At 35.0% G+C, this 13,169-nt stretch carries 21 protein-coding genes; 7 read left to right on the top strand and 14 right to left on the bottom strand.

The features are described from left to right. Positions 1 to 768: 768 nt before the first annotated feature. Genes H0W64_04920 through H0W64_04910 form a run of 3 tightly spaced genes read right to left on the bottom strand, consistent with a single transcriptional unit; the run spans position 769 to position 1,919 of the window. Positions 769 to 1,086 carry a hypothetical protein gene (locus H0W64_04920; protein MBA3661042.1) on the bottom strand — a complete coding sequence of 106 codons (318 nt, stop codon included), beginning with the start codon at positions 1,084 to 1,086 and terminating at the stop codon, positions 769 to 771. Positions 1,087 to 1,125: 39 nt separating this feature from the next. After that, positions 1,126 to 1,650, bottom strand: coding sequence for a hypothetical protein (locus H0W64_04915; protein ID MBA3661041.1), 525 nt, complete (start codon positions 1,648 to 1,650; stop codon positions 1,126 to 1,128). Beyond that, on the bottom strand, positions 1,647 to 1,919 hold the full coding sequence (locus H0W64_04910) for a hypothetical protein (protein MBA3661040.1): 273 nt from the start codon (positions 1,917 to 1,919) through the stop codon (positions 1,647 to 1,649). Before H0W64_04910 ends, H0W64_04915 begins: the two co-directional genes overlap by 4 nt. A gap of 215 nt (positions 1,920 to 2,134) precedes the next feature. Between H0W64_04910 and H0W64_04905 the strand changes: the two genes are divergently transcribed. The 3 genes from H0W64_04905 to H0W64_04895 all read left to right on the top strand — a co-directional run bounded on the left by H0W64_04905 (position 2,135) and on the right by H0W64_04895 (position 3,846). After that, entirely contained in the window at positions 2,135 to 2,485 is a 351-nt protein-coding gene (locus H0W64_04905) for a type II toxin-antitoxin system RelE/ParE family toxin (GenBank protein ID MBA3661039.1), read from the top strand. After that, positions 2,478 to 2,834: a helix-turn-helix domain-containing protein gene (locus H0W64_04900; protein MBA3661038.1), complete on the top strand. Its 357-nt coding sequence runs from the start codon at positions 2,478 to 2,480 to the stop codon at positions 2,832 to 2,834. The genes H0W64_04905 and H0W64_04900 overlap by 8 nt, the downstream gene beginning before the upstream one ends. 631 nt (positions 2,835 to 3,465) lie before the next feature. Then, positions 3,466 to 3,846 (top strand): hypothetical protein, encoded by a 381-nt coding sequence (locus tag H0W64_04895; GenBank protein MBA3661037.1) that lies wholly within the window; start codon positions 3,466 to 3,468, stop codon positions 3,844 to 3,846. Here H0W64_04895 and H0W64_04890 read toward each other — a convergent pair. From H0W64_04890 to H0W64_04875, 4 genes are all read right to left on the bottom strand, one after another. Beyond that, positions 3,835 to 4,164 carry a hypothetical protein gene (locus H0W64_04890; GenBank protein ID MBA3661036.1) on the bottom strand — a complete coding sequence of 110 codons (330 nt, stop codon included), beginning with the start codon at positions 4,162 to 4,164 and terminating at the stop codon, positions 3,835 to 3,837. The two genes, H0W64_04895 and H0W64_04890, sit on opposite strands and share 12 nt — an antisense overlap. A gap of 140 nt (positions 4,165 to 4,304) precedes the next feature. Next, complete coding sequence (locus H0W64_04885) at positions 4,305 to 4,841, bottom strand: hypothetical protein (GenBank protein MBA3661035.1); 537 nt, start codon at positions 4,839 to 4,841, stop codon at positions 4,305 to 4,307. Positions 4,842 to 5,200: 359 nt separating this feature from the next. After that, the gene (locus H0W64_04880) at positions 5,201 to 5,797 is read right to left on the bottom strand and encodes a hypothetical protein (protein MBA3661034.1); all 597 of its coding nucleotides are present in this window, start codon (positions 5,795 to 5,797) and stop codon (positions 5,201 to 5,203) included. Next, positions 5,716 to 6,129 (bottom strand): hypothetical protein, encoded by a 414-nt coding sequence (locus H0W64_04875; GenBank protein ID MBA3661033.1) that lies wholly within the window; start codon positions 6,127 to 6,129, stop codon positions 5,716 to 5,718. Before H0W64_04875 ends, H0W64_04880 begins: the two co-directional genes overlap by 82 nt. 43 nt (positions 6,130 to 6,172) lie before the next feature. Between H0W64_04875 and H0W64_04870 the strand changes: the two genes are divergently transcribed. Beyond that, a complete protein-coding gene (locus tag H0W64_04870; protein MBA3661032.1) occupies positions 6,173 to 6,670 on the top strand; it encodes a transposase in 498 nt (165 codons plus the stop codon). A gap of 171 nt (positions 6,671 to 6,841) precedes the next feature. On the opposite strand, the gene H0W64_04865 is transcribed toward H0W64_04870, so the two are convergent. From H0W64_04865 to H0W64_04850, 4 genes are all read right to left on the bottom strand, one after another. Further along, positions 6,842 to 7,402, bottom strand: a complete 561-nt coding sequence (locus tag H0W64_04865) for a hypothetical protein (GenBank protein MBA3661031.1) — start codon at positions 7,400 to 7,402, stop codon at positions 6,842 to 6,844. 197 nt (positions 7,403 to 7,599) lie between these two features. Further along, on the bottom strand, positions 7,600 to 7,878 hold the full coding sequence (locus H0W64_04860) for a hypothetical protein (protein MBA3661030.1): 279 nt from the start codon (positions 7,876 to 7,878) through the stop codon (positions 7,600 to 7,602). An 85-nt stretch (positions 7,879 to 7,963) separates the two neighbouring features. Next, complete coding sequence (locus tag H0W64_04855) at positions 7,964 to 8,170, bottom strand: AlpA family phage regulatory protein (GenBank protein ID MBA3661029.1); 207 nt, start codon at positions 8,168 to 8,170, stop codon at positions 7,964 to 7,966. Positions 8,171 to 8,284: 114 nt separating this feature from the next. Further along, entirely contained in the window at positions 8,285 to 8,989 is a 705-nt protein-coding gene (locus tag H0W64_04850; protein ID MBA3661028.1) for a hypothetical protein, read from the bottom strand. 331 nt (positions 8,990 to 9,320) lie between these two features. Between H0W64_04850 and H0W64_04845 the strand changes: the two genes are divergently transcribed. After that, positions 9,321 to 9,563, top strand: coding sequence for a hypothetical protein (locus H0W64_04845; protein ID MBA3661027.1), 243 nt, complete (start codon positions 9,321 to 9,323; stop codon positions 9,561 to 9,563). Further along, positions 9,556 to 9,918: a type II toxin-antitoxin system HicB family antitoxin gene (locus H0W64_04840; protein MBA3661026.1), complete on the top strand. Its 363-nt coding sequence runs from the start codon at positions 9,556 to 9,558 to the stop codon at positions 9,916 to 9,918. Before H0W64_04845 ends, H0W64_04840 begins: the two co-directional genes overlap by 8 nt. 167 nt (positions 9,919 to 10,085) lie before the next feature. Here the strand turns inward: H0W64_04840 and H0W64_04835 are convergent, their stop codons facing one another. Next, positions 10,086 to 10,310 carry a hypothetical protein gene (locus tag H0W64_04835; protein ID MBA3661025.1) on the bottom strand — a complete coding sequence of 75 codons (225 nt, stop codon included), beginning with the start codon at positions 10,308 to 10,310 and terminating at the stop codon, positions 10,086 to 10,088. Positions 10,311 to 10,478: 168 nt separating this feature from the next. Between H0W64_04835 and H0W64_04830 the strand changes: the two genes are divergently transcribed. Next, entirely contained in the window at positions 10,479 to 10,688 is a 210-nt protein-coding gene (locus tag H0W64_04830; GenBank protein ID MBA3661024.1) for a hypothetical protein, read from the top strand. 152 nt (positions 10,689 to 10,840) lie between these two features. On the opposite strand, the gene H0W64_04825 is transcribed toward H0W64_04830, so the two are convergent. Continuing rightward, positions 10,841 to 11,326: a hypothetical protein gene (locus tag H0W64_04825; protein ID MBA3661023.1), complete on the bottom strand. Its 486-nt coding sequence runs from the start codon at positions 11,324 to 11,326 to the stop codon at positions 10,841 to 10,843. A 136-nt stretch (positions 11,327 to 11,462) separates the two neighbouring features. Next, entirely contained in the window at positions 11,463 to 12,926 is a 1,464-nt protein-coding gene (locus H0W64_04820) for a cytochrome P450 (protein ID MBA3661022.1), read from the bottom strand. Positions 12,927 to 13,169: the final 243 nt, after the last annotated feature.

Below are 13,169 nucleotides of genomic sequence, written 5' to 3'. Positions count from 1 at the left end.
CTGATTGCGAAACCGTTTCTCTATGTCTTTAGCATTTCACGAACAAGCGGCTCAGCTTCTTTATTTCTTGCTAAGAAATAGTTGCCATAGCCATCATCGTGTACCAATTCATATTGGATACCGCGACTTTCCAATATCCATTTCCTAGCACCAGGACCGTCATTTTTTTTTTAAAATTTTTGTATCGTAATATTTTTCCATAAAATGAATTAATTTATCGAAACCGTCCCAATCAGGTACATCCAAATGGTGGCGGAAAGACGGCCATTTTCATCTTGATCAAATAAAATATAATTTTTCAAACTATTCCTTATTTGTTATCACTGAATCGACCATTATTTTTAAATCGGGATAGTATTATCGCTAACCTCTTTTTCTTCATCTTCTTAACGTAAACGCATTTCTATATCTTTTGTGATTTCTCGTATTAATGGTTCACTCTCCTCAGTTCGAGCAATAAAATAATTACCGTAACCATCATCATGGATTAGTTCATACTGCATTCCATTAGTTTCAAAAATCCAACGCCTCGCATCAGGGCCGTCAATCCTTCGGATTATTTTTGCATCATAGATTTCAACTAAAAATTCTACTATATGATCAAAGCCCTCCCAAGATTCAATATCTAATATTAAGGCTTTTAATCCACGCTTTTTCCTTGGAGTACAGGATATAATTTTTCATATTGTGTTTCTTATTTACATTGAAGTCCTTTTTATAAGTCTACCAGTTTAATTACGTAGATCTATTTTAAGTTAAACGAATTAATTATTTATTCCAGCAAATAAATTGTTGATTTTGCGAAGACGACATTGCTTGAGTTAAAATATCAAAATTGAAATTAGGAAAATGTTGAAATAATTTTTCAGCTTTATCTGAAGCGACTTTACTCTGTGGAATTATAATCTTATCTGTATTCGTTTGCAAAATTAAAAAGACATCTTCCTCAAAAGGGCCGCGATCATTTGTTTCAATTACAAATTGCTGAAATTCGCTCCATGCATAAGTTTTACCAGTAGATTTGTTATCTACAACTTCTAATTTAGAATCATATATATTAATATCTAACGCGATGATATTATTCATCAAACCTATCTCCTATCTAATCTTATCAATTTATATTTATTATCTTATCCATTTCTTAGGCCATTTGTTAAAACGGAATTGTTCTTCGCCATTAATTAATAATGTATACAAAAACATTTTAACTGGTTTATTAATTCTAACTTGAAAATTTTTATTTTCATAAATAGTTTCATAACGATATTCTTCATCAACACCCAAGTCATCCCAAACAAGATGATATTGGAAGTAATCAGGATTATTACTTCCAATTGGCTCAGGTTGTATATCTTTCAATCTTTCTTTTAAATCTTCGCCAATTTTAATAATTAATGGATCACTATCTACTCCAAGCGAACGCAATGAATTCCCAAACCAATCATCGAAAATCAATTGATATCTAACACCATCAGTTTCTAACGTACATTTTCTATTAAAAAGCCCATCATAACTATCGACAATCTGGGCTGAATAATAAATTTTCAAAAAACTAATTAATTTATCAAATCCTTCCCAATCAGGTATTGGGTCAATATCGACTTCTATGGGTTGATTTTTATTTTTTAGAATTGTGACTTCTCTTTTCATAATTTTGGCCCATGATTTATACGAGTTAGCTCTAATGCCGCATCCACCTCCTTCCTAGTTCTTTGTGCGCTTTCTATAACATACTCCCATGTATTATCACCGACGAAATTTCGGTTATAAGCCTTTTGGATTAAGCTTCTTAAGCTTTTAGGGGGTTCATTCATATCTAACCATTCGGCAGCTGTTTGGTCCTTCATTAAAAGTCTTGCAGCCTCTTTCAGTTCATTCCGAATTTGATACGCAGCTAAACCTTTATCTTTTATGGTCATATTATCCTTAATATTATCAGGAATTTTGTCCAACTGATTAATATACCAAATCCTTGCGACTACGATATCAAGGTAAGAAACTTAAGCAGTTAATTAATAATGAAAATATTGCAAATATTATTGAGTTTCATGCGAAAAAAGCATAACTTAACTATACCCCAATGGGGTTGACAATATACCCCGCTGAGGTATACTTATGAAAAGGATGATTGATCATGTACCAAACGGTTGCCGAAATGCCAGAATATATCAAACAAGCAAGCAACTCTATGGATGAAGCTTCAAGAGAAAGCTTTATTAATTACATTGCACAAAACCCTCTTGATGGCGACTTGATACCTGAAACTGGTGGCGCACGTAAAATACGATGGACAAGCAATCAATATCAAGGAAAGCGCGGAGGCGCCAGAATTATTTATTACTATTATAACCAGCATATGCCCATTTTTTTATTTACTGCATATGCTAAAAACGAAAGAGCTAACTTAACAAAAGAAGAAAAAAAGATGCTAAAGACGATAATAAAATCTATCGTAAAAATATACGGAGGAACACATCATGAGTAAAATTGGCGAAAGCTTATTAAGGGGCGCTCAAGAAGCTTTAGAATATGCTAAAGGCAATAAAAAACTATCTAAGACTCATCGAATAAACATACCTGAGAAAATAGATGTGAGTGCCATTCGCGAAGAATTAGATATGTCACAAGATGTATTTGCAGCAAATTTTGGCCTTAAAAAAAGAACCGTTGAAAAATGGGAACAAAGCCAACGCAAACCAACAGATGCAGCAAGAGCGTATTTAACTGTTATTGCTCGTGATCCCCAAGCTGTTAGAGCGGCTCTAAGTAGAAGCTCAGCTTCAGTGCATTCCCGCGCTTCGACTAAAAGAACTCATCATAAGGCGAAAACATAATGATCAAGATAGGCAAAGAAGTAATTAGCACATTAAAAGAAGCAAAAAGAACAGGATTAGTGATTCTGCCTACTTTTCTTAATCTAAGAAAAAGCTACAAAAAAAATTATACCTTTCACAAAACAAGCTTTCCTCTAGTAAAAATAAAGATAATTGATTAATGGTAGTGGATGTAAGCCAAAATGAATTTCAATAATGGAAGTGCACACAAATTGAAAGATTAAAAAAATAAAGCGATCTGAAACTATTTAACGAACACAAACACCACCATCTATCGAACCACTACTTTTTAAGCAAGTTGATCCTGGACCACAATCAGTATTGAAGGAGCAAGTATTACCACTTGTGCCGTTAGGATCAGTTGGAGAATAAACTGGTTGCTGGTCATTACTATTCCTGGACTTATTCCACCAGCACACACACCATACATACTGCCTGAAGACTTAAGGCACTTACTCCCAGGGTTACAATCAGTATCAAACTCGCAACCCCAGCATGTATTTAAGCTCATGATTATTAGCAAGAAAAAAGATAATTTTTTCATATTATATCTCTGTCATTTATTATTATATCATTAAGTATCTATCTCATTTATTAATTCTAATTTTTGGATTTTAATGGAAGTTAGCATATGACTAATGAAGAACAAGAATCAACTTTTCATGATGAACTTGAAGGCATCTACAATACGACATTTAATATTTGCAAAACAGATAAGTTGCTTTATCACTACACTAATTATAAAAGTTTACTTGGAATATTATCATCAAAACAAATTTGGTTAACTGATTATCGATATTTAAACGATAGTTCAGAAATTCAATATTCTTATCAAGAAATCGCGCCCATCGTTTTCAACAATCTAAACCTTCTAACTATTATGCCACCAGAAGTTATGACCGGACTAAGCACGTTTTTAATAAACCACTTTTATAGGCATTATAATTTTTACGTATTTTCAATGTGTGCTCGCGATCATAATGGTTTAAACGAATTGACATCATTTAGTTAATGGACAAGTTAGTTTCTGTTCTTCAGTATCTAATTCAAGTTTTATCCAAAACCCTCTTACATCCTTAGTATAAGATTCATCTTCGACTTTCATTTTGGTAATTTCTGGCACTTGTAGGAAAGATGAAAATAGTTTAGTACCAAGAAACCTTGTATGCTGGCATGCGTATTTATAAATTGCATTCACTAATTCAGGATTTTTTGCGTTACAATCTTGATAATATTTCTCCGTCAAATTCCAGGCTTTCGCAGTTCTGCTTTTTTGATTTTTTTCAGCATGCATTTTTATTTCGTTAATTAGCTCAACTGCTGAAAGCATCTCCTTGCCTGCTAAAAAATTAGATTTAAATCCTACAGCATTACGTTGAGCAGAAATGCTTTATATATTTTCTTAAATGCACCAGCTTTAAGCACTTCTTAATCATCTTTTCTATCTTGCATCAAAAATTCCAATTGACATTAAACCTTACTGTTTATAATTTGCTTGTCATGGTACATATCTGCATAATATGATTTCACTGATTCTCGCATTGCATCTGATAATGGATATGTATATATAAATCTAGCATTCCAATTTTCAGCCAATCTATCGACTACGCCCTTTCGCAAATTATAAGGATCAAATTTATCGCCAAAAGCCCAAAGATGCAGGATTAAAATTGTATTGGCAAGCTTTCCAGAAGTTTTTGGCAGATAAGAAATAGCATTGCTTAAACTCAGCCAACGGCCGTAAGCATCCGCACCATTTAAATGAACGAGCTTTTGAGCAAGATCATGATTGGTGTGCCAACTAAACAATTTATCAACATATCCTGTTTTTTTAGGATATCTCTCAAGATAAGCTTGTCCTATGAGATGTATATGCTCATTCGTAAGAAGTTCAGGATTTTGCAAAATGCAATAGAATTTTTTTAATAAATCCTCTGTGAGCAACCCATATGGTAGGGCTTCACGCATCCATTCCAAAGTTTTTTTATCCATTTCTTGTTCCAACACATAATACTCCATTATATTCATGAATAGGGAGATTGTATTAATAATTCGTTAAATTGCAATAAAAAAGATATTATATTAAATTCACAATGGCCGGCATTTGCTTCAAACCACCGTATCTTCCGCCCCTTCCGGCATTAGTATCAAAAGCAGCGAATCGTTATACCAGCTTATTACAGGTAATATTAGACCCAGTGCGAGCCATGGCCATGTCAACTTAAATTCTATGGATCCAGTAAAAGTTGTTAATGCAAAGCCAATGAGAAACATAATACTAAAAATTTTGCATGGCACCTTAACAATTGGTCGGCATGAGTATAAAAAATGAAAAAGAATTATTTTAATTAAATGCATGCTACTTCCTATGTAAATTTTACTTTTATTTTATCATATTCAAATTGTTTTACCTTACTCACATAAAAAGCTTCACCTGTTTTTAGTTGCTGTTTAATCTCATCTGGATGCACGATAAATTGTTTATTGACGCGCACGCTACCCATGCTATCCTCTTTATCTTTCAAATTAAGCTGAGCAGTGAGTGTGAATTTATCTTGTGTACCCACCCAATTGGCAACATCTTCTGCGCTTAAATCATTAATAACTAATTTACCCAATACTTTTGAAAAGCTAGGAAAGCGTAAAGCAGGTAGTGCAAAATATACAACGCCATTATTTTCTATGCCTCGCACTAGTTCTTGTAAATCGATATAATTTAGACAAGCTACTACCTTTTTTAAATCAATATCTACATTCTTTTTTAATAATACCTTGAATGTGGTTTGTAAATAATCCTCAGCGATAGAACGATAATAATCACTAGACCATTCGTGTTTTAAGCTAATAATTTTATCTTTTAACTCGGTAAAGCCACCTTCGGTCAAAGGGTCGTAATGGTTATACTTTCCACAGTTGAATCCATAAAATTGACGGTTATTTGCTCTGCTAACGCCATAATCCAATCGATATTTGCAGAATCTGGTTTTGCATCGACAATAAGTGGATAGCCTTTTTGGATAGCACGTTTATAAAATCGACGGAGGGTAATAGTTTTTCCAGATCCTGTGGTGCCTAGAATCAGTGCAACTTGATTTAAATATTCATCAAATATAACTAATGCTCTACCTGTATACTTTGACACACCTATTACGGTGCCGTTAGCGCTATCGGTTGCAGAATTTAAAAAGGATGAAATCTTTTCATCCGACAACTCTTGTTTTTCCTGCCCTAAAATACCCTCTTGTAATTCTTTTAATTTCTCAGCATGAACACGCTTTGGAATCAAATCAATCACGCCCAATAATCCGCTGATAAATAATGGCAAAGACAAGTTATACGTGATGAGGTTATTAGAAAAAACGAGCAAGGCATTTGTATACCGCCCTGCAATTACATTAAATATTCTTATTTTATTCGCAAGAAACCTGCCCTATAAAGACATGAAAGCTGTTGCGACTAATTTAAAATCAATTTATCGAGCAGTCAACGTTGAGCAAGCTGAAAATGCTTTATTAGAATTTGGGGAAAAATGGGATAAAAAATATCCTGCAATTTCCCGCTCTTGGAATAAGCATGGGCACAACATGATTACTTTGTTTTCTTTTCCAGAGGAAATTCGCAAAATAATTTATACCACCAATGCTATTGAATCATTAAATAGTGTTATTCGAAAATCAATTAACAATCGTAAAATTTTTCCGAGTGACCAATCGGCTATGAAAGTGATATATTTAGCCATCCAAAAAGCATCGCGCAAATGGACCATGGCTTTGCACGATTGGAGAGCTGCTATGAATAGATTTGCTATTGAGTTCGAAGGCAGATTACCAGAGTAACAAAATGGCAGTTACACAAAATTAATTACAGTCTCTAATTTTTTTGAAGAACTACATATTAGGGGCCGAGTAGATTACCAACATTAGTTAATCATACCCTGACTGCACTCCTCTACTGTCAGGGTATATGAAATAGATTACTCAACCTTAGTTGAGATTATTTTCAAATGTTTACTCCACTCTTTTTAATAAACATTTGTCAACGTTTTCATCTTTATTTCCATGAGGATACTTCTTCTCTGAAGTGATAATTAAATTATTGTTGTTTACTGTGAATGTGCTATTAAACACCTCTGACTCAAGCCTCGTTTCTTTGTTGGAATCGTCATTTACCACTCCAGTGCCTTCAAGCCTAATTGTATTGTCATTTATCCTGGTCAATCTACTGGTAGTGGTTACATAATGGTCTTTTCTTGCCAAACTTTTAGATTCTGTAACATCAAAATAAAAAGTTTGAGTGAAACCTGTAAGTAGCAACTCTTTTATAGAAAAATCAAAATATTCATCCTCGATTCTAATTTTTTCTTCATCTTTTCTACCATCATGATTACATGTACCTACCCATGTTCCGGAAAATTTGGATTGCTGATTTTGAATGTGTTTTTTGGAAGCCGATGATGATTCTACCACCTGATCTATCATAAAGATGTTTGCTATATGTAAAGGAGTAGCAAAGCTGCCGCCAGCAACAAAAGTTCCAATTACTATCATTGCCAAAGAATTTTTCAACATATAAAATACGTCCTTATCAAAAAAAGTTTTTTAATTTCTGCATTAGCTTAAATTAAGACTAGTATATTATTTGAAAAGTTGAGCATTTGCCATATAAAACCGGTGTCATGTTTGACATATTGACTTAATAAGAATAAAAAGTTCAACATGTCAAACATGACACCGGTTCTTAAACCCTACTTTGATGGTGTACTAAGTTAGGGAAGACTTGAAATTTTTTCAATCTCTATTAGGTCTAATGCGCCAGTATCAAATAGAAGAATAGAACATTCTTTAACAGGCCAAAAATAAGCTGACATGTCTAGATTTAACGGAACACACAAAACAACTTGTGTACTCTCAAATGCTTTAGCTTTTTGCCAAGCGTTTAGTCCAGCAAATACAAAAATATCATTCCGCGGTTGCACCCCCATTGAATAAAGAAAAGCAGCTTCCTTACCATAATGGTGGCAATGGTTTAGGAAATTTAATATCATTATCAAACTTATTTGTTTTGAGATATCCCTCGGATTTATGACCCGCCAGTCGTATTCGAGGGGCAGCGTAAAGTTCTCCGTGCATTTACTCTCCCTCCGCATTTGGTATTGAGCGAACCCAAGCTAATACTTCAGAAAGTAACCATCCACATGCCGAAGATGATAAACGTCTTCTTTGAGGAAACTTCTTGGCTTTTTCTAATCGCCAAATAGTTGTATCACTAAGCCCAGTGATTTTTCTCACTTCTGGCTTACGTACACAATTGTCGGCATCGTTCTGCCTTTCCTTGATCCTTCTTGCAATCGTTTGAACCAAGGAAAATTATATAGGTGAAAAATAGAGGGTAATTGGAGTGGGAGGATTTGCTTTATTTCATTAAATCAACAAGGGGAAAAAGTGAAACGATTAGTGAAGCAGTGAAACCCAATTCACTCCTTCACTTTGACTTTCAGATAACTTTTTTCTTTTCCTGATTTCACTATTGATATCTGCCAGCTTCACGATCCGTTTCAGTGAATCTATTGAAATGTCTGATTTACCTTTTTCTTGGGTGAACCAATCATTATGAATTTGCGAAAGGTTTAAATTTGGATTTACCATTTTCATTTTAACCGCATCATTAAATAAGCGCTGATCACAATCAGCGGGCTTTTTGTAACGCTCTTCGTTTGCTTCTTCTTCGGTTAACTCATCTTGAGGTAGAGGTGCTTGTTCTTCCGCTTTTTTAACGGGCATCGTCAGCAAAGGCATTAAATGTTTATTCTCACACCCAACGCTTTGCTCAATCAACGATAAATTTTTTTCATCAGCTCTTAAATCGGAATAGCCTACATTTTGCCTGCGACCAAAACTTACTATTTCCCTTCTTGCTACAAGCCAATCGTTGCCAGCTATTAATCGCGATGACGGCGCTTCAATCTCAACTTCTGCTTTCTTGCTAAAACCTTTATCACGAATAGCAGAAAGATCGCCTCTAGATAAAACACGTTCAATGTCTTTATCGCGATCTATAAATGTTAATTGGAATTTGCCGTTGATTGCTTCTTCGATGATTGAAGTGATTGTTTCATCACGGTATAGGCTGCTTAAAAACTTTGCATCATTACTCATGTTTCCTCCTAGCAGACCCCTTGGAGGAACCTCCAGAGGAACCTTTGATATTTTTTGATGCGGATTTTACACTCAGCGGACTATCTAATTTTTACTTATCTTTCAATAACATGGGCCGTGTTGGGATCGAACCAACCACCCGCTGATTAAGAGACAGCAACCTAATCGTTAATTTATTGATTTATAACAATTTAATTATGCAGTTCGTCCGTTACGAATGCATAATACTGCACAATGATGCATAGTTCAGTCGCGCAAAAGTCGCGCAAGGATTTTTTGGAAAAGAATAGCTTTAGAATTTAAGAGTGGTTCCATATATGGTATCATTAAAATGAGTAAAATTGATAAACAACTTTTAAAAATGCGGCGTAATCCCCGTGATTGGAAAATCGAGGACATTAAACCAATTGCTGATCGATTTGGAATTGAATATCGGCAACCCGGAACAAGTCATGAAACATTTAGAACTAGTTCAGGAGAAAAGTTAACTATACCAGCACATAAACCAATAAAACCTATTTATATCAGATTATTTGTCATGCTAATTGATGGGTTAGGAGTTAAAAATGAGTAAGCTAAAATATCCTGTTACCATACGGCCGCTGACTAAAGAAGAAGGTGGCGGCTATTTAGCTGAATTTCCTGACTTGCCCGGATGCATTGCTGATGGAGAAACAGTAGAAGAAGCTTTGCATCAGGCGGAAGATGCTCAAAAGGCTTGGCTTGCTATGGCAAAAGAACATGGTGATGCTATTCCTGAACCAAGTATAGCTGCTAATTACAGCGGTCAGTGGCGTATTCGTTTGCCAAAAAGCTTACATGCTGCTCTTGCATTACGTGCAAAACTTGAAGGGGTAAGTTTAAATACTTTAGCAGCGACACTGTTAGCTCGTGGCATTGGTCAGAAAGGAAAAGCGAAGCGGCATTAAAATTTCCAGGATCTCAACTCCAAAACGAACTTGATGCATCTCTAAGCAAATAGTTTAATTTTACATTCTAACCATCAATGTCTTGTTATCTATCACATGTCGATTGACAACAACGGCTTTTAGTAAGACCCATTCAAAACCAATTTAAACTTGAGTAAAATTTGCTATTAGTTATTTTTTGGTCTTTTACTCGACGGAGAAGATATTTCTTTATCGTCATCAGCAGGTCCATCTAGAGTTTCGGTAGTAACAACAGGGCCACCATCTGGATTAAAGAAGGAGTTTTTTGCTGGTGAGGAACTTGGTGAATAATTATTTTTTTCTTCTTTATTGTCCTTATTGCTATTATTGTTGTTATTATTTTGATTATTAAATCTAAATATTTTTTTCATATTAAGATTATATTGATTATGGTCACACATGCCATTCGTAGTTTCAGATAATGACTTGATTTCCTCTTCTGAAAAATCGGCTATTCTAACTTTGTTTTTTAGATATTGATCTTTACTTAGGCGAGAATTTTCGTTGGGGTTCTTAAACCGACCGATTCTATTGAGGAAATGGCTGAAGAGGCCAACTCGCTTGGTATAACTCGTGATTTATTCGATAAAATTCTAATTGAAGCAGAAGCCGTGAAGCCAGCTTATGCTGAATATCAGGAATTAAAGAAACTTCAAAATCTTGTAGCTAGGGAATTAGACATTCGTGATTGGGAAAGATCCGAAAAAAACAGAGCAGAGTTTATGACAAAATTTAATAATAAGCGTTAGCTTTCCAGACGCTGCACGTGGATTGTTTTGTATGTATAATATGTTTACTGATCAGTGCTTGAATATTTTATTAGATTGATTTAATTATACATACCCCATCTTTCCTCACCTAAGACATTTTAAAATTAAAAAATAGTTACAAAACTATAAAACTATTTTTTATGATGGCGAATTACTGTAACCGGCCCTGTAAAAAAGTTTGTCGTTGAGGGATTGTATAATACGCTTTGGTATTTATAGGCGATATCAGGCTGGTAATTATGGAAACTCATAAAATGGTTTCTATTGTTCTGGAATTGATAAAATGGATGGCTGCCTAACTTTAAACGCATATCATTAGTTTCACTATGTTTCCATTCATTCAGCAAATTGTTTAAATTATGGGTGGTTTTAGCATAAATCCGCTCTAACTCCTTAGATTTATATTTTTTCTTAGCGTTACTGTTAATGTCATCCAGCGACTTGTTTATATACATGTGTAACTGAGATTCGTCCAAAAGATACGTAAACAACTTTTCCACCTCTCTTCCTCCAGGGCAAGTACCGGTAAGATAACTATGAATAATTTCATACCTCCTGTTTTCAACCTCCCTACAAAAAGCTGATTTTTCCTTCGATAAATTCCGAGTATAAGACATAAAAGTAAACTCCAAATAAAAAGTATTGTATCCCTACGCAAAATCAAAAAAAAGCATATTTTGCCCTGAGTAAGGGTACGGTTGGGGCAGACTAAAGCTGGTAGCTAAGGTTGAATTAACTCCGGCTTCAGAGACACTACATCCCCCGTTTGGGTTTTAATTTGATTAAAGCGGGCGTTGCGCGCAGGGTAAGGAATCCACTTTGGTCAGTTTTATCCTTAGGATAAAGAGTTTCAATGTCAAATTTTTTCACTATGCACGGAATTAAAGTTCTCAATTCAGTAAGTGCAAGATATTGTCCGGGACAAACATGTGTACCGGCGCCGAAAGGAAGCCAGGGTAGTTGAGAGGGTAAATGATCAAATCGATGAGGGTTGAATTCTTGCGGATTTACAAATAAATCCGGATCAAGTGCTAACACTTGCGTTAAGCAAACAATTGAATAACCTTTTAGCATTTTCATTTGTTTGATAAGCTTCCCGGCTTTATCGCGGATTTCTAAATTGGTATCACAACGAAATTGGCGTCCCTCAATAAAAGCCGGTGGATGTAAACGCAATGCTTCAGTAACGAGCTTATGTAAAAAAACATCTCCGCCGTCTGGTTGTCTTAATGCAGTGACAAAATGTTGATGCTTCGGCTTGCCTAATTCCCATAGCAAGTAATTAATAGAACCTGCTGTTGTTTCAGTTCCAGCAAAATAATTAAAGAATAAGCTGATACGAATTTGGAAATCGTTCCATCCTAGTACTTTTAATTTAGAAATATAAGATGACGGATGTTCCGAGTTAATATTGTCATCAATGACATTTCTTATGATGGATATAGCTTGTTGAAGTTCAAGTTTTTCAGCTTCGGTAGCGGGACGCCGTGAAATAATGCGCGACATGCGTTTGCTAATAGCATTTAAAGCATTTGCAAATAACTTGTAATTTTGTCGGTTGGTTTCGTAACCAGTTATAAATTTTGAAATAACTGTAATTGCAAATTCAAATGCCAATTCTTCAGCATTGCAATTTTCTTTTTCAGCGTTAGACATTACATCAAGAATATTATTTGCAATGCTATTAAGTTGTGGTATGTAATCTTTGACACTGGCCGCTCCTAAACTATTAAGCAGTGGCGCACGCATCGATTTTATTTTTTCCGCATCAGCGCTAATGACTATCATGTCAGCAACACTGTCTACACCATATTTTTTGACATCCTCAGGGAAAATGTCGGTCAGAATCCCTTCAACAAATAAGCGTTTGTTTTCATGATCGTAAAATAATCCTTCTTTGTCTTTGCGAGGATTTTGTAAGACTGTACGTATAACGTTTGCATCTGCAGTGAGATAAACAGTTCCTATCGGCATGGGGCATTTAGTAACAAAACTGCCTGGTTTCCAAGCACGAGCGAAAGTTTTGCTTAAATCATTTTGTGTGCCAATGCTCCAAGCATGATACAAACTTTTCAAACTAATTCTTACAAATAATTCTCTAATAGTTGTAAATAATTTTTCGAAAAAACTTGCAGGTGAGGCTTCTGTGAATGTGATTGAATACATTTCATTTGTACGCGCGCGCGCTGGACAATGGGGGCTAAGTGTAGAATCCATGTTGCCTCATCCTTAAGCTCATGTGTTTTTTCGGTAAGTTGGATGATAACGTAGTACTATCACCCATTCAATTACAACAGAATGGAAGGATAGACATTTTTGTCGCCGAAGGGTGAGCAGAGCCCGAGCGCCATAATGGTGTTGCCTCTAACAAAATACTTTTAGCTCGTAACGCTGGACCCTGGCAAAAAACATTATTATCAAGTACATTTTCCCAACAGAAGATTTGATATAAATTAATAG

Source organism: Gammaproteobacteria bacterium (genome assembly GCA_013816845.1).
Lineage (GTDB): Bacteria > Pseudomonadota > Gammaproteobacteria > DSM-16500 > DSM-16500 > Aquicella.
The sequence above is the reverse complement of the archived record's forward strand: the minus strand, read 5'-3'. Positions and strand labels throughout refer to the sequence as shown.

Coding starts and splice junctions, on each gene's coding strand:
- H0W64_04920 (MBA3661042.1), bottom strand. CDS start 1,086: ATGAATAATATCATCGCGTTAGATATTAATATATATGATTCTAAATTA.
- H0W64_04915 (MBA3661041.1), bottom strand. CDS start 1,650: ATGAAAAGAGAAGTCACAATTCTAAAAAATAAAAATCAACCCATAGAA.
- H0W64_04910 (MBA3661040.1), bottom strand. CDS start 1,919: ATGACCATAAAAGATAAAGGTTTAGCTGCGTATCAAATTCGGAATGAA.
- H0W64_04905 (MBA3661039.1), top strand. CDS start 2,135: ATGTACCAAACGGTTGCCGAAATGCCAGAATATATCAAACAAGCAAGC.
- H0W64_04900 (MBA3661038.1), top strand. CDS start 2,478: ATGAGTAAAATTGGCGAAAGCTTATTAAGGGGCGCTCAAGAAGCTTTA.
- H0W64_04895 (MBA3661037.1), top strand. CDS start 3,466: ATGACTAATGAAGAACAAGAATCAACTTTTCATGATGAACTTGAAGGC.
- H0W64_04890 (MBA3661036.1), bottom strand. CDS start 4,164: ATGCTTTCAGCAGTTGAGCTAATTAACGAAATAAAAATGCATGCTGAA.
- H0W64_04865 (MBA3661031.1), bottom strand. CDS start 7,402: ATGTTGAAAAATTCTTTGGCAATGATAGTAATTGGAACTTTTGTTGCT.
- H0W64_04860 (MBA3661030.1), bottom strand. CDS start 7,878: ATGATATTAAATTTCCTAAACCATTGCCACCATTATGGTAAGGAAGCT.
- H0W64_04850 (MBA3661028.1), bottom strand. CDS start 8,989: ATGAGTAATGATGCAAAGTTTTTAAGCAGCCTATACCGTGATGAAACA.
- H0W64_04845 (MBA3661027.1), top strand. CDS start 9,321: ATGAGTAAAATTGATAAACAACTTTTAAAAATGCGGCGTAATCCCCGT.
- H0W64_04840 (MBA3661026.1), top strand. CDS start 9,556: ATGAGTAAGCTAAAATATCCTGTTACCATACGGCCGCTGACTAAAGAA.
- H0W64_04835 (MBA3661025.1), bottom strand. CDS start 10,310: ATGAAAAAAATATTTAGATTTAATAATCAAAATAATAACAACAATAAT.
- H0W64_04830 (MBA3661024.1), top strand. CDS start 10,479: ATGGCTGAAGAGGCCAACTCGCTTGGTATAACTCGTGATTTATTCGAT.
- H0W64_04825 (MBA3661023.1), bottom strand. CDS start 11,326: ATGTCTTATACTCGGAATTTATCGAAGGAAAAATCAGCTTTTTGTAGG.
- H0W64_04820 (MBA3661022.1), bottom strand. CDS start 12,926: ATGGATTCTACACTTAGCCCCCATTGTCCAGCGCGCGCGCGTACAAAT.